This window comes from Brevibacillus centrosporus, assembly GCF_003710815.1.
GTDB lineage: Bacteria > Bacillota > Bacilli > Brevibacillales > Brevibacillaceae > Brevibacillus > Brevibacillus centrosporus.
In genome coordinates, this window is sequence record NZ_RHHP01000038.1 from 58,768 (window position 1) to 81,896 (window position 23,129).

Sequence of the window (23,129 nt, forward strand, 5' to 3'; positions counted from 1 at the left end):
ACTCCCTACATGTGCACTCTCCTCATACTATAACAAAACCCCACTTCCTACCACTGCCCGGCGGGACATCCTGTGGCAACTCTGGTATGATGGGGGAAAGGAAGATACAGGAGGCTTATGTTCATGCAATCGACAGGTGTGGTACTGCACACAGATAAATATCAGATTAATATGATGTACGCCCACTGGATCAATGGGACGCATAACAAAAAAGTGGTGTTTGAAGCCTATTTCCGCAAGCTGCCCTTTGGCAACGGCTATGCGGTATCGGCTGGACTTGCTAGAATTGTCGCTTACATACAAAATCTCCGTTTTGAAGAAAGTGATCTGGTCTATTTGAGTGAGCAGGAGGAAAATTACGATCCCGGGTTCCTCGAGGAGCTGAAGCAGCTGCGCTTTACAGGCTCTTTGTACTCCGTAAAGGAAGGGACACTGGTATTTCCGAACGAGCCGCTGATCCGCGTCGAGGGCCGCATGATGGAAGCTCAGCTGGTAGAGACAGCGCTTTTGAACTACATGAACTACCAGACGCTGATCGCAACGAAGGCCTCCCGCATTAAAAACGTGGCAGGCTCTGACATCCTGATGGAATTCGGTACACGGCGGGCACAGGAAGCGGATGCTGCACTATGGGGGACGCGAGCGGCGTATTTGGCAGGCTTTGATGCTACCTCCAACATGCTGGCAGGCAAAATGTTTGACATCCCGACGAAGGGCACGCATGCCCACTCCTGGGTACAGAGCTTTGACAGCGAGGAAGAAGCCTTTGACCGCTTCGCACAGGCATTGCCCGGTCAAGTGACGCTGCTCGTGGATACGTACGATACGTTGAACAGCGGCGTGCCGCACGCCATTGAGCTGGGCAAGCGGCTGGAGGCAGAAGGCAAGCGACTGTCTGCCGTACGACTGGACAGCGGAGATCTTGCCTACCTCTCTATCAAAACCAGAGAGATGCTGGACAAAGCAGGGCTGCCTTACGTGAAGATCGTCGCTTCCAATGATCTTGATGAGCACACCATCATGAATCTGAAAGTACAAGGAGCCCGTGTAGACAGCTGGGGAGTCGGAACACAGCTGATTACAGCAGCGGATCAGCCGACATTGGGTGGCGTTTACAAGCTGGTTGCGCGCGAAGGGGCAGACGGAGAATATTTGCCGACAATCAAGATCTCGGGCAACCCGGAGAAAGTGACGAATCCGGGTATCAAGGATATGTACCGCTTGATTGATCCGGAGACGAACAAAGCCATTGCGGACTACCTGTGCTTCCCGCATGAGGAGCTGGTGCCGAAAGGGGAATCCCTGCATCTGTTTAATCCGAGCCATCCGTACTTGAACAAGCAGCTGAAAAAGTACAAATCCGAAGCGCTTCTGGTACCGGTCTTCCTCGATGGCGAGCTCGTGTATAAGCTGCCGTCTCTCGAGGAGATCCGCCTCTATCATCGCCAGCAGCTGGACTTGTTCTGGCCCGAGTATTTGCGGATGCTCAATCCGGAGCACTACCGCTTGTATATGAGTGATGAGGTATGGGAGACGAAGAATCGGTTAATGAAAGAATATATGTCGAAGTAACGCGTGAAGCAACGTTCTGAAGGACGTTGCTTTTTTACTTTCCAGCTATTATCCTAGCAGATAGGAATGTAGCTTTTTCAAATTAGTCGGATTATTTTTTCTGCCTGCTTTTTTGCAAAGGATGGAAAGGGGGATTAAACATGCCAATTAAATTGCCTGACGAATTGCCAGCAACCGAAATACTGGCGGGGGAGAATATTTTCGTGATGAAGGAGAGCAGAGCCTTCACGCAGGATATCCGGCCGCTGCGCATCGTCATTTTAAACCTGATGCCTGTCAAGGAAACGACGGAAACTCAGCTCCTCCGCCTTCTGGGGAATACACCGCTGCAGGTGGAGATCGTGTTGCTGCACATGTCCAGCCATACGTCGAAAAATACATCGGAAGAGCACTTGTCGATGTTTTATAAAACGTTTGAAGAAATCAAGGATCAGCGTTTTGACGGGATGATCATCACGGGAGCACCTATTGAACAGCTCGAATTCGAACAAGTGACGTACTGGGATGAATTGAAGGAAATCCTTGACTGGAAGATGGAAAACGTTACTTCGACGCTCCACATTTGCTGGGGAGCGCAAGCGGGACTTTACCATCACTTCGGCGTTCCTAAGCATCCTTTGCCAGAGAAGATGTTCGGAATTTTCCCGCATACGCTGAACAAGCAAAACGTGAAACTGCTGCGCGGATTTGACAACTATTTCTACATCCCGCACTCCCGTCATACGGAAAACCGTCGGGAGGACATCGAAAAGGTGCCAGAGCTGGAAATTCTGTCGGAATCCGAGGAATCCGGTGTCTATCTCGTCGCTACCAAGGACGGACGGCAAATTTTCGTGACCGGTCACTCGGAGTACGATCCGACGTCGTTGCAGGACGAGTACAGGCGTGACATCAACAAAGGTCTGGACATAGCGGTACCACGAAACTACTACCCAAAAGACGACCCCGACCGTCAGCCGATCGTTACTTGGCGTGCGCATGCCAACCTCTTGTTCTCCAACTGGCTGAACTACTACGTCTACCAGGAAACGCCTTACGATTTGAAACAAAGCAAGTAAAAACCGCCGTTTCACCATCCGAGCCGATCGGATGGTTTTTTGCATAGAAGAGGAGGGTAACTATGATCAACTGGCAGGATGAAGTGAGCAAGAGAAAAGAAAGCTTGTTCGAGGATCTATACGGACTTTTGCGAATCCCTAGCGTAAAGGATGGACAGACGAGTGAGCCCGGTGCACCGATGGGAAAGGAAATCGGGCGCGCACTGGACTACATGCTGGATCTGGCAGAGCGAGATGGTTTTCGAACGGCAAATCTGGAGGGCTACGTCGGCTATGCCCAGCTTGGGGACTCCGAGAGTGATGATTACGTAGCGGTGCTGGGACATCTGGATGTCGTAGCAGCGACGGGAGATTGGACTTCACCGCCTTACGAGCCGACGATGCGAGAGGGCAAGCTGTTTGCCCGTGGAGCCATTGATGACAAAGGACCGACCCTCGCTGCCTACTACGGCATGAAAATTGTCAAGGAGCTGGGGCTTTCCCTCCAGCGTAACGTCCGCTTCATTTTCGGGACGGATGAGGAGAGCGGGAGCCGCTGTATGGCGCGATACCGCGAGACGGAAAAGCTGCCGCTCGCAGGTTTTACGCCAGATGCGGACTTTCCCATCGTGCATGCGGAAAAAGGGCAGATCAATACACGGATCATGCTGGGGAAAAGGACGTCTGACCCGTCTGTGGCGGTGAGGAATGTCGCTGGACAGGGAACGGCAGCTCCGTGGCGTCTGCTTTCCTTTTTCGGTGGCGGCACTGCCAACATGGTGCCAAAGTCAGCTCGGGCAGTGCTTACGGCAGTAGAGACAGAGCGGCTAAGCGAGATGGCAGCAGCTTACAGTCTCTACTGCGAGTCTCGTGGAAGCAAGGGGGCAGCACGGATAGAGGCAGAGCAGCTCGTCCTTTCGATGGAAGGAAAAGCGGCGCACGGTATGGAGCCCGAGCTTGGGATCAATGCGGCTCTGGAGCTGGTGCATTTTCTCGTTGCGCATTCCTTTCAGGAGGAGGCAGAGCGATTCCTTCGTTGCGTGGATCAGTACCTGTTTGAGGACTACGCCGGTGAAGCGTTGGGGATTGCCTCTGCGGACGAGATAACTGGGGCACTCACAATCAATAGTGGGATCTTGCAGTATGAGCCGGATGGCGAATCGTTTTTTCACATCAATTTGCGCTACCCGGTGACGGATGAGGCGAGCCGGATTTTGGAGGGAATCGCCGAAAGAGTCGGGAAATACGGCTTTGTCATCGAGCCTCCGCTCTTGAAAAAAGGTCATCATGTACCAAAGGACCATCCGATGATCGGTATTTTGCAGCGCGTGTACCAGGAGATGACGGGGCTTGCGCCAGTACTCCTGTCAACCGGTGGAGGCACGTATGCGTACCACATTGGCAATGGCGTTGCCTTTGGTCCGCTCTTCCCCGGCAAAACGTCGCTCGCTCATCAGGCAGATGAGTACATCGAGGTGGAAGATCTGCTGCTGTCCGCCGCGATGTATGCGAGAGCGATCTATGAGCTTGCGAATGCAGATTTTCACGAGGAAGAGTAGGGGAGCGGATGAGACGTGCATGATCTGCAAGGGAAGGTTGTACTTATAACGGGTGCGAGCTCGGGCATTGGGTGTGCTGCTGCAAAGCTGTTGGGATCTCGCGGGGCACAAGTGGCGATCCACTACCATTCCAATCTGCAAGGAGCGGAAGAAGCAGCGGCGCAGATCCGGGCAAAGGGTGGTGACTGTGCTCTCTTTTCTGCCGATGTGTCGGATAGAGACCAAGTGAACCGGATGGCCTCTGAGGTTTTGGAGCGGTTCGGGTCGATTCACGTCCTGGTGAACAATGCAGGCGCAGGCATACAGCCGAGCAGGTTCATGGAGCTTCAGGAGGAGCTGTGGGACAAGACTTACGCGGTCAATGTCAAAAGCGTGCTTTTTTGCTCGCAGGCCGTACTGCGCGACATGCTGCCTCGAGGGGAAGGGAAAATTATCAATATTTCATCAGGGGCGGCTCGCTTTGGAGGGGCCGGGGAAAGTGTGCACTATGCTTCTGCCAAAGGAGCAGTCAACACGCTGACGATCGGGATGGCGAGAGAATTTGCCGATCAGGGAATTCTCGTCAATGCGGTTGCGCCTGGTATTATCGACACAGCGTGGCATGAGAAATTTTCATCAGGGGAGAGGCTGCAGCAGTTTTTGCCGACAGTCCCCTTGAAACGAGCAGGGTCGCCGCAAGACGTTGCAGAGATGATTGCTTTTCTGGCGTCGGATTCTGCGAACTACATCACGGGTGAGATTTTCAATGTGAGCGGTGGAAGATAATAGAGCAAAGTTCCTATTCACACGTACTCTTCAAATGCCGATATAGAAAAAAGTGGAAAATGGCGTGTAGAGGAGAGATCAACATGAAGAGAGACCGCAAGCTCGTTCGCGGCTGGCAGAAAGCCATGCTAGCGGCCGTTTTGACATGCGGAGTCGTACTGGCAGGTGCGGGTCAAGTACCTGTGTATGCGAAAACGGAAAAAACGGATCAAACACAAAAGAAAATATCCAAGCTCAGTGCCAGTGCCACATCGGTGAAGCTGAAAAAGGATGGGACCCAGCAGCTTGCTCTGACGGTTACCTACACGGATAAAACGAAAGAGGACGTTACACAAAAAGCCGACTGGACCTCCTCCGACAGCGAAGTTGCCACAGTGGAAGCGGGGCTGGTAACAGCGGTAGATTCCGGAAAGACCAAAGTCAAGGCGAGCTACGGCGGGAAAAACGTAACGCTGTCCGTGGAAGTCGACATCATCTCCAAGCTGGCCGTGGATCAGAAAAAGCTCACGCTGCGCGAGGGAGCGACCCAGCAAATCACTGCTACGGCGACCTACTCGGACAAGTCTACGGCAATTGTCACAGAAGGAGCAGAGTGGTTCAGTGGGGACAGTGAAGTGGTTACAGTCGAGAATGGACTTGTGACTGCAGTAGGCTCAGGAAAAACGAAGGTATCGGTAAAATACGGAGGCAAAACCGTGACGCTGCCCGTGGAGGTCGACATCATCTCCAAGCTGGCAGTGGATCAGAAAAAACTCGTCCTGCGCAATGATGAGACCAAGCAAATCGCAGCTACAGCTACTTATACGGACAAAAAGACGGCAAACGTCACAGAAGAGGCAAAATGGACAAGTGCCGACAGTGAGGTTGTCACTGTGGACAAGGGGCTTGTAACAGCAATAGGACCAGGCAAAACAAAGGTTTCGGTAACGTACGGAGGCAAAACCGTGACGCTGCCCGTGGAAGTCGATGTCATTTCCAAGCTGGCGCTGGACAAGAAGGTCGCGTACGTGCACCCGGGGAAAACCGAGTCCCTTAAGCTGACGGCGAGCTTGTCAAACGGTGACAAGGTAGACGTAACGGAAAAAGCAGAGTGGACGACGAGCAATCCGGAAGTGGCTACGGTAGAAGGTGGCGTAGTAACGGGTGTAGGAGCAGGAAAGGCAAAGCTGACCGCCAAGTACGGAGGCAAAACCGTCACGATTTCGGTAGAGTCTGCTGTGCTGTCCAAGCTGGAGGCGGACACGAAGCAAGTGACGCTAAAAGAGGGCGAGACGAAGGAATTGAAAGCGTCCGCGCTCTACACAGATAAGACGAAAGCAGATGTAACGCTCGAGGCTGACTGGACTTCGGTGAATCAAAAAGTGGCAACAGTGGAAGGCGGCAAGATTACCGCTGTCAAAGCAGGCCGCACAAATGTGATCGTGACCTACAACGGAAAGATGGTCAGTGTCTCCGTGACGGTAAAATAGGGAAAGATCAGGCTCAGGAAAAGGAAGACTGCCACGATGGCGGTCTTTTTTTTGTGGTGTACGCGGGCAGCTGCAGCCCTGTGGTAAGCTAGTAGAAAGAAGAATTTCGCACGCACAGCACAGGACACGACGGGGGCATCTCATGGACATCAGGCAACTGCAGTACTTTGTGGAAGTGGCAAAACAGAAAAGCTTTACCAAGGCTGCCAACACCCTGCACGTCTCGCAGCCCTCCATCAGCAAAATGATGAAAGCTCTGGAGGAAGAGCTGGGTGTCGTACTGCTGGATCGGTCCGAGCGAAAAATGGAGCTGACAGATGCAGGGGAGCTGGTCTACGATCATGCGACAAAGGTGCTCCACTTGATGGACAGTCTGGCCTTATCCATCGGAGAAATACGCAACATGGAGCGCGGACGTGTCAAAATGGGCATGATGCCGACGGTAGGATCGTTTTTACTGCCGAATGTCATCGCTCTGTTTAAAAAGCAGTATCCGGGCATCGATATCGAGATGAAGGAATACAGCGCCAAGCTGCTGGAGGTACACGTAGAGCAGGGAAGCATTGATGTAGGTCTGACCGTTCTTCCTGCCGATACGGAAAAGTTCGATGCAGTTCCCTTGCAGGCAGAAGACTTGGTCGCGATCGTCCATCGGGAGCATTGGATCTCCGAACGCGAGTCAATCAGCCTGGCGGAGCTGCGTGAGGAAGCCTTTATCTTGTTTACGGAAGAGTACGCCATTCACGATGTGGTCAAGCAGGCATGTCTGCGCGCAGGCTTTGAGCCGCAGGTCGCTTACATGAGCTCGCTATGGGATTTCGTCGGGGAGCTGGTGGCGACGCAGCTCGGGATATCGCTCGTTCCCCGTTCGATTGTGAGACGCCTGAACAACAGTGAGCTGCGGACGATCAATATCTCTTCCCCGAAGATCGACTGGCAGTATGCACTGATTTTTCGAAAGGACCACTACCTTTCGCACGCAGCACGAGCGTTCATCTCCTTTGCTGAGCAGCATCTTTCTCCATAACCAAATGGAATAGAGTTCATGATGTTTATGTATTGTACGAATAATGCAGAGAGCAGATAAAATGGACCTACCAACATGAGAAGTCGGGGTGGTCAGGATGAGATCATGGCTCTTAGCACTGCCGCAGGTTTTGCTGCTGTACGTGTTTGCCTGGGCAGGAAAATGGATTTCGATGGTTTTGCCGTTACATATTCCAGGAAGTCTGATCGGTATGGGGATGCTGTTTCTGTGCTTGCAGCTCGGATGGATTCGGTTGAGCTGGGTACAGGCAGGAGCGACTTTGGTGTTTTCCCAGATGATTTTGTTTTTCGTACCTGCCATCGCCGGGATCATGCAATATCCGTGGCTTTTGGGCATGAAAGGCTTGCTCGTTTTGATCATCGTCGTCAGTGGGTCAGCACTGGTGATGATTTCGACAGGCGTGATTGCTGAGCGGATGTTCAAATTGGGTGAGGTGAAGCGGCGTGACTCTGTGGAAAATTTGTAGCATTCTCGTCACGATCCTTTTCTTTGTGGCAGCCAAACAGCTGAATCGAAAAAAGCCTATCTTGCTCTTTTCACCGGCTATCGTCGCCCCTTTAGGAATTATGGTCTTGCTGCTCGTGAGCGGAGTCCCTTTTCAGGAATATCAGGCGGGCACAGAGCTTTTAAGTGAAATGCTTGGCGTGGTCACAGTTGCTTTTGCGATCCCTCTCTATCGCAACTGGGGCATACTGATGTCCCATTGGCGGATGATCGTGAGCAGTTTGGCTACTGGGGCATTGATCGCGATCCTGGCTGGCGTTTCGACCGCGATGCTGCTTGGTTTGGGAAAAGAAGCGGCAATCAGTGTGATTCCGCGCTCGATCACTTTGCCGATCGCGGTGGGGCTGTCGGAATCAATCGGGGGAATTCCGTCTTTGACGGCCCTGTTCGTGATGCTGACGAGCTTTGCCGGCGTATTCTGGGGACCGACCCTCATCAAGCACCTGAGACTGCGGCATCCGGTTTCGATCGGCTTGATGTACGGCATGGGCGCGCATGTGCTGGGAATGGCGAAAGCCCTGGAGCAGGGCGATCTGGAAGGCAGCAGCGCGACGCTCGCCGTCATCGCAGGCGCGGTCATGACCGTGGTATGGGCATTTATTCTGCTTCCGGTAATTTTGACGTGGATGGGAATGTAAGGGGGCCAAAAACAGCCCCTTTTTCTTATGGGAAAATTGTATAATTATAAAAATATTTGCATAAATTTTTATTGGGAAAGAATGAGGTTGTCATGAACATCCGATCGTTTTCTCTGGAGCAATGGGAGGAGGTCGTCGCCCTGTGGCGTCGTGCAGGCATACAGCTGTCACGCTCCGATACACCCGAGAAAATCCAAAAGAAACTGGATTAATCATTTTAACCGAGATGAACTGATTTTCATGGAAAAAGGATTACGCCCGCCCAAACGTCTGCGAAAGGTGTATGATAGGGGACAGACTAGTTATGAACTTATTCATCAAGGAGGCTTTATGAAACCGATCTATGCCGCCCTCTTGCTGTGCACGAGCTTTCTTTGGGGAGGGAACTTTGTTGTAGGGAAGTTTTTGGTCGGGCATGCTTCGTCCCTGACGCTGACTGATTTACGCTGGATGATCGCGGTCGTCTTTCTGATCCCGATGGTCTGGTTTCGCGAAAAGCGGATTTTGCCGACCAAGCAGGCTGTGCTCCCGCTGATTTTGATGGGGGTAACGGGTGTCGCGTTGTTCAACCTTTTTATGTTTTGGGCGCTGGAGAGAACGAATGCGACGAATGTCGGTCTGTTATCTACGCTGAATCCAGTATCGATTGCCATCTTTTCCTTTTTACTGGTAAAGGATAAAATCAAACCGCTCCAGATTGTCGCGATGTTCATTTCCTTTGGTGGCGTACTGGTGGTCATGAGCAAAGGGGATTTGTCGCATATTTCCAATCTTCACTTTAATGTAGGCGATTTGTGGATGCTGGCAGCTGTAGCGATGTGGGGCATTTACTCCGTCTGTGCGCGGTGGGCGATGAAGACAGTGACTCCTCTGATGTCGACGCTGTACTCCGGCGTTTTCGGCGTGGCTCTGATGCTGCCATTTAATCTGTCGACCTTCACCGTTCAAAATACGACCTGGTCCTTCTGGCTGTCTCTGTTCTACGTAGGTGTACTGGCGACTGTCGTAAGTATGGTGATGTGGAATGTCGGCGTGCAAAAGGTGGGAGCGACGGCAGCCGGGATGTTCCTGAACTTCAACCCCGTGTTTACCGCGATCCTGGCGTTTCTCTTGCTAGGGGAGAGAATGACTGCGACCCAGCTGCTCGGGAGTGTCATCGTCATCATCGGATGCTATCTCTTCTCCCGTTTGAAGAATGTTTCCTTGAAAAGAAAGTCTGGCATGACACAGGCTGAAATCTAAAGACAGACCTCGCAAACCCTGCCCTTTCAATAGGCGGGGTTTTTCTCTAGCACACATGGACCTAGACTTTTGCATAGACATAAGGATGATGGAGTGTGAGAAGGGGGATACCCATGATTTTGATTGCGGGAAGACAGGTCAGCCCGTCTGAGCTGGTGAGAAGCTGGGGATTAAACGGGGTACAAACGGAAGTCGTCGAGAAAATGGCGGCAAGTCCGGAAACCTTTGAATACCCGACGCCTGAGCTGCTGCAATTTGAACTGAAAATGCGGGATCATCTGGTGAGATCGGCCAGAGCGCTGAATGATAGCGGAATCTCTTTTTCTACTTTTGTAGATTCGCGCTGCAACGAGGATTATTGGCACCGGACAGAGCTGGGCGGCTTCCGGCTGCGCGAGGGAATACTGCCTTCGCAGGGAATCATTGACATCTTCCGAAATGGCAGATTGTACGCGACCGAGTGTGCGACCGCGATGGTCATCATTTTGTACCATGCGACACTGCGGTCGATCCGAACAGCTGATTTCGAGCGGATGTTTGCCGATATTTTGCTTTACGACTGGCGCTATGATCAGGATTTGGATCTGCGGACAGCCAGTACCCACACGTTTTTGCCGGGAGATATTCTCTATTTTGCCAATCCGGACTACAACCCGGCTAAGCCCTGGTGGCAAGGGGAAAACGTCGTGGATTTGGGCAGAGGACTGTATTACGGGCATGGGGCTGGTATCAAGACGGCCGGAATGCTGATCAACTTTTTGAATGAAGAGAGAAGACCAGGATCGTATCAGTCTGCCTACCTCGTTCAACAGGCGACGCGTCCGGGCTTTGCTTACTTGTCGAGATTTAGCGATCGGACTGCCGGCGTCTACGGTAGACTGGCCGATACCCGCATCGTGGCGCGAGTTGGTTCTCAGCGCTGGCGGGGGTAGTCTGCGAAAGAAAGCCTCGCGCCGTATAGGGCAACGAGGCTTTTTCAAATGCTTTTCTAAAAACGTTGGAGGGAAAACATGGACAGATCGTGGGTAGATTTGCCCTGTGTAAGTAGCTCGCTGGCTGCCTCGCCTACCGCGCTGGCAAATTTGAAGCCGTGACCGGAAAAGCCGGCAGCGATCACGATCTGCGAGTACTCAGGATGACGATCGATGATGAAATGCTCGTCCGGTGTCATCGTGTAGATGCAGACACGTCCCTGGCGCAATGCACCGGCTGCTTGCGGCATGTACGTCTCGAGAAACGAGCGAACGTCACCTTCATCAGATAGGAGGGCGCCAAACGTGCGTTCCAGACGATCCGGATCGATCTCTACACCGCCGTCATGTCGACCAATTTTCACCCCTGCCTGATCGATGCTTGGAAATCCGTAGTAGGAGGTTTCGTCGGCCAGCTTAAAAATAAACGCAGGGAATTTATCAGCACGGTACAAGTCCTCCTCGGATCCGAACCAGGCGACCGTCTTGCGCGTAGGAGATAGCGGCAGAGACAAGTCAAGGGAAGCAAGCAGGGCTGGATTCCAGGCTCCTGCGCTGAGCAGCAGCTTACCAGCGCGATAGGTGTGTGCTTCTGTGTGGACGATGACGCCATCTCCATCTGGTTGAATGGCGGTCACGGGTGTATGGGGCAAGAGGGTAGCACCTGCCGCAATCGCCTGCTCGCGATACGCACTGATGCACTTTTCTGAATACAGGACACCAGAGGAGGTTTCCAGGCACGCATAATAATGATCAGGCAGCGAGATGCCGGGCCAGCGTTCATTGACTTCAGAGGCACGCAGGACCTCCAGAGGAAGCGAGTACGTCTCGGCGCTTTCGCGAATCTCCTGCAGAAAAGAATCCTCCAGCGGGCCGGCACTCAGAACGCCTGTCTGTTCAAAAAGCTTCGTTCCCGATACAGCCTCCAACTCCTGCCAAAGCTGCTGGGCACGCAACGCGAGTGGAACGTATTGCTTGCCTTCTCCGTAAGCGTGGCGGATGATCCGGGTATCTCCGTGATGGCTTCCCATCGTGTGTGGTGGATCGTAGGTGTCTAGCAAAAGGGTGCGGACCCCTTGCTTTGCCAAAAAGTATCCGGCAGCCATCCCCATTGATCCGGCACCGACTATGATGACCTCGTAATTTTCCATACGTCTCCCTCCAAAATCATTGATCACTTATACGTTCATCTGGTCTGTTTCTATTATCTTACAAGGCGGGGAGGAAAGCGAGATGCTTGCCCTGAAAAAAGCAGGCATACTTCGATGGAGATGGAAGCAATGGCGGGATAGAATGAGGGAGCAGTTGCCATTCCATCACAAAGGAGACCTCAGAAATGATCAGCCATATTACCATCCACCCGAAAATTTTGTACTACGGTGCACCCGTCGTCCTGCTGTCGACGGAGAATGCAGACGGTTCTACCAACATCAGCCCTATTTCCTCCTCGTGGGCACTAGGTTCATTCGTTATTTTAGGCTTAGGGGTGGGATCACAGGGCTTGGAAAATTTGAAAGATCGGCCAGCGTGCGTCATTAATTTGCCTGATGCGGAAATGTGGCGCCAGGTCGAGGCACTCGCATCGTTGACCGGAAAAAATCCGGTACCTGCGTACAAAGAGGAGATTGGCTTTCGCTATGAAAAGGATAAGTTCGCCGCTGGATCCTTCACCCGAGCAGCATCTAAGTCGGTACGTCCCGAGCGGATTGCCGAATGTCCCCTTCAATTGGAGGCAGAGGTTCGCCACATTCGGATTCCAGAGTACGCAGAGAGCTTTGCCATCGTAGAAACAGAGGTGGTGCAGGTGCACGCTGATGAGCGAATCGCCATCGGTGACCGCTACGTAGATCCCAAGGCTTGGAATCCGCTCATTTATAATTTTCGCCATTATTTTGGCCTCGGGGAAGAAAAAGGGAAAACTTATCGGTCCGAGACATAGAATAAGAGTAGGAAACGCCATGTGAAGTGGCGTTTTTGCATGCTGGCAGATATCCTCCAACGGTTATATAGTGGTATGATCAAAAGAAGGGTATATACGAGGCGGAGGTACCATATGGAGCAACTTTTGATAGGGAGTTTTCTATCGGCAATGGCGACAGGAGCAGGGGCGCTGCCCATCCTGTTTTTCAAAACGGTGACGCATCGCTGGCGTGATATTCTGCTCGCGTTTACGGCTGGCATCATGGTGGCGGCCGCGACCTTCAGCTTGATTCCACAGGCGATGGAGAACGGATCGATTATCGTCATCTGTCTGGGGGTGCTCACCGGGACACTGACGCTGACTGTTTTGGAGAGCTTCATCCCGCATATAGATCTGGAGCATACGAGAGTAAATATTTCAATGGACTCTCAGGCGCTCTTGATTTTGTCGGCCATTACTTTACATAACATTCCAGAAGGGCTGTCAGTTGGGGTCAGCTACTCCAGTGAGCAAACCGGTCTGGGTGGCTTGGTCGCCTTTGCGATCGGACTGCAGAACGCGCCGGAAGGGTTTCTGGTCGCGCTATTTCTGATTAATCAGCAGGTGAGCCGGCTCAAAGCTTTTCTTTTGGCGACGATGACCGGTGCAGTAGAGATCGTTTCGGCTCTTATCGGCTATTATTTGACTTCGGTCGTGGGTGGGCTGGTTCCCTACGGACTCTCCTTTGCTGCCGGAGCCATGCTGTATATCGTCTACAAGGAGCTCATTCCGGAGAGCCACGGAGACGGACATGCTCGCTCAGCCACGTTCTCCTTTATTATCGGGTTGCTGGTGATGATCGGGATGGTTCAGCAGTTCGGATGATAAAAAGAGTTCCGTTTTTCATAAGTTCCCCTCACAATTTGACCGCAAATTACCGAAACCATATATAGATAGATTTCGATTATGGAAGTAGGGAGTGTCACGATGGAAAAATCGACCTTGCTAGGTTTAGTACTAGGTATCGTTGCAGTAGTTGTCGGGATGATCTTGAAGCACGCCAGTCCCGCCTCATTATTAAACCCAGCAGCATTCATGATCATCATGGTGGGTACGGCTGCCGCTATTTTAAACGCATTTCCCATGTCGGAAGTCAAAAAGGTTCCCGTCCTTTTCAAGGTACTTTTTAAAGAGCAAAAACTCCCTGCCAAACGTGAACTGATTGGCCAATTTATGAACTGGGCGTCGATCGCTCGCCGTGAAGGATTGTTGGCCCTTGAAAATACGTCCGATGAAATAGAAGATCCATTCCTGAGAAACGGCATGAAGATGATCATCGATGGAGGCGAACCGGATTTCGTCCGCGATGTGTTGAACGAAGAGATTCATGCAATTGAAGAGCGTCACCAGATGGGTGCACTGATTTTCAGCCAGGCGGGCAGCTACGCGCCGACACTCGGGGTATTGGGTGCGGTAGTTGGCCTGATCGCGGCGCTTGGTAACCTGAGTGACATCGATGCGCTGGGTATTTCCATTGCCGCTGCGTTTGTCGCGACACTGCTCGGTATTTTTACAGGCTACGTTTTGTGGAATCCTTTCTCGAACAAGCTGAAACGCAAATCTAAGCAAGAGATTGAAATCAAGAGAATCATGGTAGAAGGTCTGCTTTCGATTCAGGCTGGTGTATCCCCGGCTGCGATTGAACAGAAGCTGCTTGTGTACATCCCGTACCGAGAGCGTGCCGAGATGAAGGAAGAGAAGAAGGAGGAAGGAGCTGCGGTAAATGGCTAAGCGACCGAAGAGACATGCTCAGCATGAAGAGCATATGGACGAGACTTGGCTGATTCCGTACGCTGACCTGCTCACCCTGTTGCTTGCCTTGTTTATTGTATTGTTTGCCTCCAGTGAGATGGATGCGAAGAAGTTTGACCAGCTGGTGAAATCCTTCAACGTTGCCTTGAACGGTGGGGTGGGCGTGCTGAATCAGCCGAGTCCGGTGCCACTGGACCCGAACATGGCGCAGCAGACCATCCACAAAGGGGCACAGGAAGCGGAAAAACCAAAGACCGAGGAAGAGAAGAAGCTGGAGGAAGCGGTACGCAAAGAGACAGAGGATCTGAAAAAGCTGCAGACGCAGCTGGAAGGCTACATCGAGCAAAACAAGCTGCAGGACAAGCTGCAGACCAAGCTGACCGAAGAGGGGCTGCTCATCACGATTCTCGACAATGCGTTGTTTGACTCAGGTAAAGCCGATCTCAAGCCTGAAGCAAGAAAGCTCGCTGCGGAGATGGCGTCCATGCTGGTCCCGCATCCGAAAAAGGTGACCGTCACTGGACATACCGACAACGTGCCGATCCACCGGGCCGATTTCCCGTCCAACTGGGATTTGAGTGCGAAGCGTTCGGTTAACTTCCTCAAGGTACTGCTGGAAAACAGAAATCTCGATCCGACCAAGTTCAGCGCGACAGGCATGGGCGAATACCACCCTGTAGCATCGAACGCTACCGCTGATGGACGTGCCAAAAACAGACGGGTAGAGGTCGCGATCCTGCGCGATCTGGCGGCACCGCCGAAAAATACAATAAATCCGTAAAAAGAAGGATAGCACAAGGGGTGCTATCCTCTTTCATTTTTCCATTGATTCGACGCCGAGCTTTAGTTGTTCCATCCGTTTTTCGCCCCACTCATACATCATTTCGATGATCGGCAAAAGAGTCATCCCCAGCTCCGTCATGGAATACTCGACACGAGGGGGAACCTCCGGATAGACTTCTCGATGCACGATACCGTCCTCGATTAGCTCTTTTAGCTGGCTGGTCAGCATCTTATGAGTAATTCGGGGAAATAGCCGTTGTAGCTGGCTAAAGCGATGGGGGCCTTCCACACCCAGATGCCAGAGGATCACGACTTTCCATTTTCCGCTGAACATGGACAAAGTCAGTTCCTTCGAGCAGTTAAAGTCACCGTTTTGTATTTTTTCCAGTGTTTCCTTACGAATATCGGACATAAGTGACTCTCCTTAATGGCATTTGCCAATAGTACCTTATTGGTAACCTCCGCACAAAAAAGTGCATTCTTACGTTAGGTGCTGATCCTGCGTATAATCATCCTTGTCAGATACACCTAGGTTTTATTGTAAAGGAGAGAGGACCTCATGTCTAAAAAAGTACTGATTCTAACCGGCGATGCCGTTGAAGCTCTGGAAGCCTATTACCCGTATTACCGATCTCTGGAGGAAGGATTCGAAGTGACGATCGCATCCCCGACTGATGCGAAAGTGCTGCATACCGTGGTGCATGACTTTGAAGACTGGCAGACCTTCACAGAGAAACGCGGGTATCAGCTCGAAGCCCATGCGTCCTTTGACGAGATTGATCCGAGCGGGTACGATGCCCTGATCATTCCAGGTGGACGAGCTCCCGAGCACATCCGCCTGCACAAAGATTTTGGACGAATCGCAAGCCACTTCTTCCAACAGGACAAACCAATCATGATCCTGTGCCATGCCAGTGTTGCCCTGACGGTAATCGCTGACGATATCCGTGGGCGTGAGATGACCGCCTACTTCGCATGCCGCCCAGAGGTAGAGGCTGCTGGAGCGAAGTATATCGAGAAGCGCTTCCACGTGGACCGTAACCTCATCTCCGGGCATGCCTGGAACGACCTCCCCGTGCTGATGAAGGAGTTTGTGAAACAAGTAAATGCAATGGCCTAAGGAAAGGGTCGGAGAAATATGGCTTGAGAAAAACAGCTGTCGTGCGAGATGACAGCTGTTTTTTGTTTTTTCATGAGTGGGTGCGGGTTTACCTGATAGAGGAAAGGGAATAAACTCCCCAGGATGAACGTCTTATGGGGAGGCTCGATTGGGAAGGATCACAACTTCTACGAAACCAGATTTTGCCCGCAGAGGAACTGCTCCCTTGCGAGCATTAACACCCCCGCGAGTTGCACCTACTATTGATCTCATCGTGGATTAATTCCTTTTTACAGATGTAGAGGTGATCTCCAAATTCTCCTCTATCATCAAAGTTTACGAGCATAGTCGAATCAACAGTAAGTATTGTGCTGTACATAAGATCGAGGTGGAGCTAGGCAGCGTCTGCTCCCGAATCGTGATCCCTAAAATGTATCTTGGTGGGGCTTTTTCCCCGAGATGAATGATTCCGACCCGCCATATTTATTGACAACAGCTCTGAAAACCCGCATAATAAATTATAACAAAGTAAACTACTCGGAATACTGAAAATAAATGAGGTGAGTTTAATGGAACGGACTTTTCAAATCCCAAGCGGAGACATCTCGTTAACGGCAACTCTGCATGAGCCCAGCCAGTCAGGTGAAAAGTTTCCCCTTGTCATCATCTGCCACGGCTTTATCGGCAGTCGAATCGGAGTCGATCGCCTGTTTGTCAAAGCTGCCAGAGAGCTGACCGCCAATGGCTTTGCCGTCTTGCGCTTTGACTACGGTGGGTGCGGGGAAAGCAGCGGGGACTACGGTGCAGGCGGACTGGACGTCCTGCTCAGCCAGACACGGGATGTGCTCGACTTTGCCTTCCAGCTGGATAGCATCGATCCTGAGCGTGTCAGCCTCATTGGCCATAGCCTTGGTGGTGCCGTTTCCATGCTTACCGCCAGTACGGATAAACGAATCCACTCCCTCGTTCTCTGGGCGGCAGTTGCCCGTCCGTATGACGACATCGTACGGATTGTGGGGGAGAGGGGCTATCAGGAGGCACTGCTGACCGGAAGAACAGATCATCACGGCTACCTGCTGCAAGATCGCTTTTTCCAATCGCTGAACGGGGTGCTCCCTTTGCGCCAAGCCAAGCAATTTGAAGGAGATGCTCTACTCCTGCACGGAAACCGGGATGATGTTATTTCAGTCGATGCGATGTTCCATTACGAACGGGAGCTGCGCTTGCGCAGACGGGGACGCTGCGAGACGGAGGTCGTCATCGGTGCAGACCATACCTTTTCGACGGCAGGTTATCAGCGCTTGATCGACAGCACAGTAAAATGGCTGCGGGAACAGACCGAGCAGACTACGCTGGCGGTCTCATAGGGAGCAAATAACAAAAGGGATAGCCCATCTAGCGGCTATCCCTTCTTTTCATGGACAAAGGCGTGCCGTCCAAACGAACGGGCTACTTCCCTTCTTTCAAAATATGTGCCAGCAATCCTTGACAGCCGTCCTCGACCAGATCGTAGACGTAGCCGAAACGCCCGGTGTAGTACGGGTCCTCAACGTTTTGCTCCTTGGCAGCGGTCGCGAAGTCCAGCAGCCTGTACACCTTCTTGCCAGCAGGCGCCAAACGCTTTAGAGCAGACAGGTTTTCCTCGTCCATGCAAACGATGTAATCGTAGGTCGCAAAATCATCCGAAGTAATTTGCCGGGCGCGCAAGGTGTCGTGGGCGATTCCCTTTTCACGCAAAATTTTCTGCGTACCGGTATGAGGGCGCTCTCCAGCATGCCAGTCGCCGATGCCGCATGAATCGATAGCGATCTGAGCGGACAGCCCTCGCTGTTCGACGAGATGACGAAAGACGGCTTCTGCCATCGGGGAGCGGCAAATATTCCCCAGGCAGACAAACAGAACATGTGTCATGGGTATGCTCCTTTTCGAAAGCAATATGAGATGGATTCTATATGTTAGAATAACATAGAAGAGGAAACGTAGAGCGAGGTATGCATGTTGAAAGCTTATTTTTATCGGATTCGCCTGATAGCCTCTGTTGTAGCCGTGACGATCCTGCCCATTTTGATCACAGGGCTTGTGCTTCTTCATGCGGCCGAGCAGGCTTTGCTCGAGGAAAAAAAACAAAAGCTGATCGCGATCACACAGCAGCTGGATTTTGCGTTGCCAAAAGATTATGACGACCTGACCAAAAGGCTTGGGGTGCAGGAGGCGACTCGGGAGCAGAAAATTGAGTATTTGAACCAAGCTCTGCAACCGCTTACAGATCGGATTGCTGACGAGCATCCGGGTATCGGTGTCGGTTATTATGCCGCCGACCTGGATGCGATTGTAACATACGGGCCGAGTCAGGAAATGAAGTTTCACGTGGGTGAGTCGATTTCACCCGAGCATTTCGGACGGTTGGTCATGGAAAGCGGAAAACCGGAGATCGCGATCGGAGAGCAGGTCAGGGGCAACATCATGAATGCCATGTACCCGCTGAATCGAAACGGCAAGATGATCGGTTATACTTGGGCAAATGAGCTGATGAGCAATATCGATGTACAGCTGGCAGGGATGCGCAGGAGCATTTTCGCCATCTCGGGTGTCGGCTGCTTGATAGCAGCTTTAGTCAGCGGCCTGATGGTGCACAGACTGGAAGCCCTTCTGGAGGAGATCAAGGCAGGGCTGAAAACCATCAGTCTGGATCTGTCGCATCGCATGAGACGTTTGGCTGGAGAACCAGGAGAAATATCTGAGGCGATCAACAGGATGGCAGGCGAGCTTCAGGCGAGCCGGACCCGTACGGAAACCATCATGCAGAGCATGGATAGCGGTGTACTGGCTTTGGACGATCAGGGGAGAATCACGTCCTGGAACGAGGCGGCAGCCAAAATAACGGGACGATCCGCAGAGCAGGTCATGGGCAAAGCGCATACGGAAGTGTTTGCGGAAAGCGAGGAGTTCGTCGGCTTGCTGACAGAAACGCTGGTGCATGGCAGGACGATCCGCGATGCCGAATGGGAGTACAAGCATCCTGAGCGGGGGCATCGTTATGTGAAAGTGGGGACATCGATCTGGGTGAGCCCGACTGATCAAGTGCTTGGGGTCATTGTCGTGCTCGACGAACGAACGGAATGGAAACGGATGGAGCTGCGATTGGCACAGGCAGAGCGTCTAGCGGTTATCGGGGAATGGGCAGCGAGTATTGCCCACGAGGTACGAAACCCCCTTACCTCGATAAAGGCTTTCGCGCAAATCATTGAAGAAGATTTGCCAGAGGAGCATGGCTGTCGGGAGTACACGGAAATCATCGTGGAGGAAGTGGAGAGGCTGAACCGCTTTGCGGACGAGCTGCTGCTCTTTTCCCGCCCCGATGAGGAGGCTCATGTCCCCATCCATCTGTGGGATGTGATCAATCAAACTGTGCTGCTGATGGAGCGAAGTGCGGCCGGCAAAGGCATTCAGGTGGAGAGATGCTTCGGGGATCATGCGCCATTTGTTCTCGCATCGCCAGATTTGCTGAAGCAGGTCTTCTTAAACATTTTGATCAACGCGATCCAGGCGATGCCACATGGGGGGGTTATCCAAATCCAAACGGAAAAGGATGGCAATCAGGCATGTATCCATGTGACTAATGACGGTCAACCCATTGCCGAAGAGCATTTGCTCTCCGTATTTGAGCCGTTTTACACGACGAAGCCGTCTGGAACGGGGCTGGGACTGGCGATTTCCCAGCGAATCGTGCATGCCTACGGAGGACATATCACTGCCCAAAATGTAGCAAATGGCGTCCGGTTTACAGTGGCGCTGCCAGGGAGATGGGAGGAGGCAGAGAGATGAAAAGACGCATTCTATTAGTCGATGATGAAGTCAATGTGCGCAAAGCATTGTCTACGAGCTTGCGCAAGGCAGGCTACGATACAAAAGAGGCAGCGAGCGGCGCAGAGGCTCTGGAACAGATAGGACAGTACGAGCCGGATGTCATGCTGCTGGACCTTCGCATGCCGGAAATGGACGGGATGGAGACACTCCGCCGTCTTAAGCAGGCAAAATCAGCCCAGCCCAGCGTCATTATGATGACTGCTTACGGCTCTGCAAATGATGTGATGGAAGCCATGCGCTTGGGTGCTTACGATTATGTACAAAAGCCGTTCGATCTCACGCAGGTCAAGCAGGTGGTGGCAAAAGCGCTGAAGCCAGAAACAGGGGACGAAGAGGGAACCATGCGCCCTTCGCAGGAGGAACAGACGGATTGCCCAGGGTACTTAGTGGGGCTGAGCCCCGCCATGCAGGAAGTGTACAAGCTGGTCGGAAAAGTGAGCATGACCAGAGCGACCGTCTTGATCCAGGGGGAGAGCGGGACGGGGAAGGAACTGATTGCGAGGGCGATTCACAGCAACAGCCCGCGAGCCGATCAGCCTCTGATTCCTGTCAACTGTGGAGCGATTCCGGAGAAGCTGCTGGAAAGCGAATTGTTCGGGTATGAGCGGGGAGCCTTTACAGGAGCTGTCGCACGCAAGCCAGGATTGTTTGAAGCAGCAAACGGAGGGACATTGTTTCTCGATGAGGTAGGGGAACTCACACCATCTCTGCAGGTTAAGCTGCTGCGTGTTTTGCAGGAGAGGACATTGGTCAGGCTCGGGGGCGTTGAGCCGATCCCGATCGATGTGCGCATCATCGCCGCCACCAATCGCGATTTGCAGGAGAGAATCCGTCTGGAGCTTTTTCGCGAGGACTTGTACTACCGTCTGAATGTCGTCCCGATTCAGATGCCGCCTCTTCGGGAGCGAAAAGACGATATTCCCCTGCTCATTCGCCATTTCTTAACCAAGTTTGGGCGTGAAACTGGCAAGGAGGGCTGCTATTTGTCTCCGGCAGCTGTCGAGCTTTTGAACGCGTATCACTGGCCGGGAAATGTGAGACAGCTGGAGAATACGATCGAGCGGGCCGTTGTGCTAGCGAGTGGGCCAGCCATTCTTCCCGAGCATGTTCAGTTGCAGCTAGAGGAAACCAGGAAAGCGTCCCATGAGGCAAAGGAAAGACGGGGCCTTCAATTTGAGGATCGGACGATGAAGGACATCATTTCAGAAGTGGAAAAGGAAGCAATTACCCGTGCCCTACAACGGGAAAAAGGCAACAGGCTGAGAACGGCAAAGCGGCTTGGAATATCACGCAGCGCGCTTTTATACAAAATGGACATGTACGCAATAGACGTGTCGGAAGAATAAGAGGGAGGTGTGTAAAAAGTAGACGGAGGGTTTACTTTTTACACACTTTTTTGCTTTGGGTTACGAAATGAGTCCAGGAATAGCGCGATGGATCGAGCGGATACCAGTTGGTACGATTCTTGAATAGAGAGGAGAGGGTACATAGCTCAGAATGCAAGCAAGGAGGTCATTTATGAAAGCGTTGTCACGTTTTTTCTCGACTTTGGTGCAAAAGTTTTTGCCAGATCCATTTGTCTTTGCCCTCATTTTGACGATTATCTTGTTTGTATGCGGTCTTGTGTTTACCGATCACGGTCCGATTCAAATGGTGCAGTTCTGGGGGAACGGCTTCTGGAATCTGCTGGCTTTCGCGATGCAAATGGCTCTGGTATTGGTGACAGGTCATGCGCTCGCCAGCTCGCCGCTCGTAAGCCGCAGCCTGACTCGTCTCGCGAGCATTGCAAAAACTCCAGTCCAAGGCGTCATTCTGGTCACGCTTGGTTCGGCTATCGCCTGTCTGCTCAACTGGGGCTTTGGTCTGATTGTAGGCGCCTTGTTTGCGAAAGAGGTTGCCAAACGCGTACCTGGCTCCGACTATCGCTTTTTGATCGCCTGTGCGTACATCGGCTTTTTGACCTGGCATGGCGGTCTCTCAGGCTCTGTCCCGCTGACAGCGGCAACGCCGGGTAACCCTCTGGAAAAAACAGCCGGGCTGATTCCGCTTACGGATACGATCTTCACCGGATACAACCTGTTCATTACCATTGCCCTGTTGATTGCCCTGCCAATCATGACGCGTTTGATGATGCCGACGGGTAAAGAAGTCGTTGAAATCGATCCACAGCTGTTTGCAAAAGAGGAAGTAGCAGCGACTGCTGAAGCTGCTCCGACTGAGAAAACATTTGCAACGGTCATGGAAAACAGCCGGATTTTGACTTATATCATTTGTGTATTGGGCTTCTCCTATTTGATTTATTATTTTGCCAACAAAGGCTTCAAAGTAGATATCAACACGGTCAACCTGCTCTTCTTCATCGCGGGCTTACTCCTCCACGGAACGCCGCTCTCTTACATGAAAGCAGTGGGTAACGCAGCAAAAGGGACTGCAGGTATCTTGATTCAGTTCCCGTTCTACGCAGGGATTCAAGGCATGATGGAGCAGTCTGGATTGGGCGGCATGATGACAAACGCCTTTATCTCGATTTCGACTCCTGAGACGTTCCCGTTCCTGGCGTTCCTCAGCTCTGGCTTCGTAAACTTCTTCGTTCCATCCGGCGGAGGTCACTGGGTCGTGCAAGGTCCATTCATCATGCCGGCCGCACAGCAGCTTGGCGTGGACTCGGGGATTGCGGCCATGGCGATCGCCTACGGGGAAGCGTGGATGAACATGGCTCAGCCGTTCTGGGCCTTGCCAGCGCTTGCTATTGCGGGCTTGGGAGTGCGTGACATCATGGGGTACTGCGTTACGACTCTGCTCGTATCCGGTGTTATTTTCGCCATCGGTCTGTCCTTTTTCTAAGTGTCAGGGCCAGCAAAAT

At 52.3% G+C, this 23,129-nt stretch carries 22 protein-coding genes; 19 read left to right on the forward strand and 3 right to left on the reverse strand.

What is annotated here, in order from left to right:
* Positions 1 to 123: 123 nt before the first annotated feature.
* From EDM55_RS24720 to EDM55_RS24765, 10 genes are all read left to right on the forward strand, one after another.
* A complete protein-coding gene (locus EDM55_RS24720) occupies positions 124 to 1,572 on the forward strand; it encodes a nicotinate phosphoribosyltransferase (RefSeq protein ID WP_092267156.1) in 1,449 nt (482 codons plus the stop codon).
* A gap of 140 nt (positions 1,573 to 1,712) precedes the next feature.
* Positions 1,713 to 2,630, forward strand: a complete 918-nt coding sequence (gene metA, locus EDM55_RS24725; RefSeq protein ID WP_092267155.1) for a homoserine O-acetyltransferase MetA — start codon at positions 1,713 to 1,715, stop codon at positions 2,628 to 2,630.
* Positions 2,631 to 2,692: 62 nt separating this feature from the next.
* Positions 2,693 to 4,168, forward strand: coding sequence for a dipeptidase PepV (pepV, locus tag EDM55_RS24730; protein ID WP_307723918.1), 1,476 nt, complete (start codon positions 2,693 to 2,695; stop codon positions 4,166 to 4,168).
* A 15-nt stretch (positions 4,169 to 4,183) separates the two neighbouring features.
* A complete protein-coding gene (locus tag EDM55_RS24735; RefSeq protein ID WP_092267153.1) occupies positions 4,184 to 4,933 on the forward strand; it encodes an SDR family NAD(P)-dependent oxidoreductase in 750 nt (249 codons plus the stop codon).
* An 83-nt stretch (positions 4,934 to 5,016) separates the two neighbouring features.
* Positions 5,017 to 6,402 (forward strand): Ig-like domain-containing protein, encoded by a 1,386-nt coding sequence (locus tag EDM55_RS24740; protein WP_141295156.1) that lies wholly within the window; start codon positions 5,017 to 5,019, stop codon positions 6,400 to 6,402.
* 142 nt (positions 6,403 to 6,544) lie between these two features.
* Positions 6,545 to 7,429: a LysR family transcriptional regulator gene (locus EDM55_RS24745; protein ID WP_122961623.1), complete on the forward strand. Its 885-nt coding sequence runs from the start codon at positions 6,545 to 6,547 to the stop codon at positions 7,427 to 7,429.
* A gap of 97 nt (positions 7,430 to 7,526) precedes the next feature.
* The gene (locus tag EDM55_RS24750) at positions 7,527 to 7,916 is read left to right on the forward strand and encodes a CidA/LrgA family protein (RefSeq protein ID WP_122925038.1); all 390 of its coding nucleotides are present in this window, start codon (positions 7,527 to 7,529) and stop codon (positions 7,914 to 7,916) included.
* Entirely contained in the window at positions 7,894 to 8,592 is a 699-nt protein-coding gene (locus tag EDM55_RS24755; RefSeq protein ID WP_122961624.1) for an LrgB family protein, read from the forward strand. The genes EDM55_RS24750 and EDM55_RS24755 overlap by 23 nt, the downstream gene beginning before the upstream one ends.
* A gap of 330 nt (positions 8,593 to 8,922) precedes the next feature.
* Positions 8,923 to 9,834 carry a DMT family transporter gene (locus tag EDM55_RS24760; protein WP_092267145.1) on the forward strand — a complete coding sequence of 304 codons (912 nt, stop codon included), beginning with the start codon at positions 8,923 to 8,925 and terminating at the stop codon, positions 9,832 to 9,834.
* A gap of 113 nt (positions 9,835 to 9,947) precedes the next feature.
* A complete protein-coding gene (locus tag EDM55_RS24765) occupies positions 9,948 to 10,766 on the forward strand; it encodes a protein-glutamine gamma-glutamyltransferase (protein WP_122961625.1) in 819 nt (272 codons plus the stop codon).
* A 56-nt stretch (positions 10,767 to 10,822) separates the two neighbouring features.
* On the opposite strand, the gene solA is transcribed toward EDM55_RS24765, so the two are convergent.
* Positions 10,823 to 11,956, reverse strand: coding sequence for an N-methyl-L-tryptophan oxidase (gene solA / locus EDM55_RS24770; RefSeq protein ID WP_092267143.1), 1,134 nt, complete (start codon positions 11,954 to 11,956; stop codon positions 10,823 to 10,825).
* Positions 11,957 to 12,141: 185 nt separating this feature from the next.
* On the opposite strand from solA, the gene EDM55_RS24775 reads away from it, so the two are divergent.
* The 4 genes from EDM55_RS24775 (at position 12,142) to motB (ending at position 15,298) form a co-directional block, all read left to right on the forward strand.
* Positions 12,142 to 12,744, forward strand: coding sequence for a flavin reductase family protein (locus EDM55_RS24775; protein ID WP_092267142.1), 603 nt, complete (start codon positions 12,142 to 12,144; stop codon positions 12,742 to 12,744).
* 114 nt (positions 12,745 to 12,858) lie between these two features.
* Positions 12,859 to 13,590 carry a ZIP family metal transporter gene (locus EDM55_RS24780; RefSeq protein ID WP_122961626.1) on the forward strand — a complete coding sequence of 244 codons (732 nt, stop codon included), beginning with the start codon at positions 12,859 to 12,861 and terminating at the stop codon, positions 13,588 to 13,590.
* 102 nt (positions 13,591 to 13,692) lie between these two features.
* Positions 13,693 to 14,496 carry a flagellar motor stator protein MotA gene (gene motA, locus EDM55_RS24785; RefSeq protein ID WP_092267140.1) on the forward strand — a complete coding sequence of 268 codons (804 nt, stop codon included), beginning with the start codon at positions 13,693 to 13,695 and terminating at the stop codon, positions 14,494 to 14,496.
* A complete protein-coding gene (motB, locus tag EDM55_RS24790) occupies positions 14,489 to 15,298 on the forward strand; it encodes a flagellar motor protein MotB (RefSeq protein WP_092267139.1) in 810 nt (269 codons plus the stop codon). The genes motA and motB overlap by 8 nt, the downstream gene beginning before the upstream one ends.
* Positions 15,299 to 15,331: 33 nt before the next feature.
* Here the strand turns inward: motB and EDM55_RS24795 are convergent, their stop codons facing one another.
* Positions 15,332 to 15,712 (reverse strand): winged helix-turn-helix transcriptional regulator, encoded by a 381-nt coding sequence (locus EDM55_RS24795; protein WP_092267138.1) that lies wholly within the window; start codon positions 15,710 to 15,712, stop codon positions 15,332 to 15,334.
* 147 nt (positions 15,713 to 15,859) lie between these two features.
* Between EDM55_RS24795 and EDM55_RS24800 the strand changes: the two genes are divergently transcribed.
* Positions 15,860 to 16,420: a DJ-1/PfpI family protein gene (locus tag EDM55_RS24800; RefSeq protein WP_092267137.1), complete on the forward strand. Its 561-nt coding sequence runs from the start codon at positions 15,860 to 15,862 to the stop codon at positions 16,418 to 16,420.
* 548 nt (positions 16,421 to 16,968) lie between these two features.
* Positions 16,969 to 17,766, forward strand: coding sequence for an alpha/beta hydrolase family protein (locus EDM55_RS24805; RefSeq protein ID WP_122961627.1), 798 nt, complete (start codon positions 16,969 to 16,971; stop codon positions 17,764 to 17,766).
* An 82-nt stretch (positions 17,767 to 17,848) separates the two neighbouring features.
* Here the strand turns inward: EDM55_RS24805 and EDM55_RS24810 are convergent, their stop codons facing one another.
* Positions 17,849 to 18,310, reverse strand: a complete 462-nt coding sequence (locus tag EDM55_RS24810; RefSeq protein ID WP_122961628.1) for a low molecular weight protein-tyrosine-phosphatase — start codon at positions 18,308 to 18,310, stop codon at positions 17,849 to 17,851.
* Positions 18,311 to 18,394: 84 nt separating this feature from the next.
* Here EDM55_RS24810 and atoS point away from each other — a divergent pair, with 84 nt between their 5' ends.
* From atoS to EDM55_RS24825, 3 genes are all read left to right on the forward strand, one after another.
* On the forward strand, positions 18,395 to 20,224 hold the full coding sequence (gene atoS, locus EDM55_RS24815; RefSeq protein ID WP_246070833.1) for a two-component system sensor histidine kinase AtoS: 1,830 nt from the start codon (positions 18,395 to 18,397) through the stop codon (positions 20,222 to 20,224).
* Positions 20,221 to 21,612: a sigma-54-dependent transcriptional regulator gene (locus EDM55_RS24820; RefSeq protein ID WP_092267134.1), complete on the forward strand. Its 1,392-nt coding sequence runs from the start codon at positions 20,221 to 20,223 to the stop codon at positions 21,610 to 21,612. Before atoS ends, EDM55_RS24820 begins: the two co-directional genes overlap by 4 nt.
* A 172-nt stretch (positions 21,613 to 21,784) precedes the next feature.
* Positions 21,785 to 23,110, forward strand: coding sequence for a TIGR00366 family protein (locus EDM55_RS24825; protein ID WP_092267133.1), 1,326 nt, complete (start codon positions 21,785 to 21,787; stop codon positions 23,108 to 23,110).
* Positions 23,111 to 23,129 lie beyond the last annotated feature (19 nt).

Bases quoted from the DNA above. Each gene is read 5' to 3' on its own strand.
- EDM55_RS24745 (WP_122961623.1), top strand. From the start codon at position 6,545: ATGGACATCAGGCAACTGCAGTACTTTGTGGAAGTGGCAAAACAGAAA.
- EDM55_RS24805 (WP_122961627.1), top strand. From the start codon at position 16,969: ATGGAACGGACTTTTCAAATCCCAAGCGGAGACATCTCGTTAACGGCA.
- EDM55_RS24760 (WP_092267145.1), top strand. From the start codon at position 8,923: ATGAAACCGATCTATGCCGCCCTCTTGCTGTGCACGAGCTTTCTTTGG.
- solA (WP_092267143.1), bottom strand. From the start codon at position 11,956: ATGGAAAATTACGAGGTCATCATAGTCGGTGCCGGATCAATGGGGATG.
- atoS (WP_246070833.1), top strand. From the start codon at position 18,395: ATGTTGAAAGCTTATTTTTATCGGATTCGCCTGATAGCCTCTGTTGTA.
- pepV (WP_307723918.1), top strand. From the start codon at position 2,693: ATGATCAACTGGCAGGATGAAGTGAGCAAGAGAAAAGAAAGCTTGTTC.
- EDM55_RS24800 (WP_092267137.1), top strand. From the start codon at position 15,860: ATGTCTAAAAAAGTACTGATTCTAACCGGCGATGCCGTTGAAGCTCTG.
- EDM55_RS24825 (WP_092267133.1), top strand. From the start codon at position 21,785: ATGAAAGCGTTGTCACGTTTTTTCTCGACTTTGGTGCAAAAGTTTTTG.
- EDM55_RS24750 (WP_122925038.1), top strand. From the start codon at position 7,527: ATGAGATCATGGCTCTTAGCACTGCCGCAGGTTTTGCTGCTGTACGTG.
- EDM55_RS24720 (WP_092267156.1), top strand. From the start codon at position 124: ATGCAATCGACAGGTGTGGTACTGCACACAGATAAATATCAGATTAAT.
- EDM55_RS24765 (WP_122961625.1), top strand. From the start codon at position 9,948: ATGATTTTGATTGCGGGAAGACAGGTCAGCCCGTCTGAGCTGGTGAGA.
- motA (WP_092267140.1), top strand. From the start codon at position 13,693: ATGGAAAAATCGACCTTGCTAGGTTTAGTACTAGGTATCGTTGCAGTA.
- EDM55_RS24740 (WP_141295156.1), top strand. From the start codon at position 5,017: ATGAAGAGAGACCGCAAGCTCGTTCGCGGCTGGCAGAAAGCCATGCTA.
- EDM55_RS24810 (WP_122961628.1), bottom strand. From the start codon at position 18,310: ATGACACATGTTCTGTTTGTCTGCCTGGGGAATATTTGCCGCTCCCCG.
- EDM55_RS24780 (WP_122961626.1), top strand. From the start codon at position 12,859: ATGGAGCAACTTTTGATAGGGAGTTTTCTATCGGCAATGGCGACAGGA.
- EDM55_RS24820 (WP_092267134.1), top strand. From the start codon at position 20,221: ATGAAAAGACGCATTCTATTAGTCGATGATGAAGTCAATGTGCGCAAA.
- metA (WP_092267155.1), top strand. From the start codon at position 1,713: ATGCCAATTAAATTGCCTGACGAATTGCCAGCAACCGAAATACTGGCG.
- EDM55_RS24775 (WP_092267142.1), top strand. From the start codon at position 12,142: ATGATCAGCCATATTACCATCCACCCGAAAATTTTGTACTACGGTGCA.
- EDM55_RS24795 (WP_092267138.1), bottom strand. From the start codon at position 15,712: ATGTCCGATATTCGTAAGGAAACACTGGAAAAAATACAAAACGGTGAC.
- motB (WP_092267139.1), top strand. From the start codon at position 14,489: ATGGCTAAGCGACCGAAGAGACATGCTCAGCATGAAGAGCATATGGAC.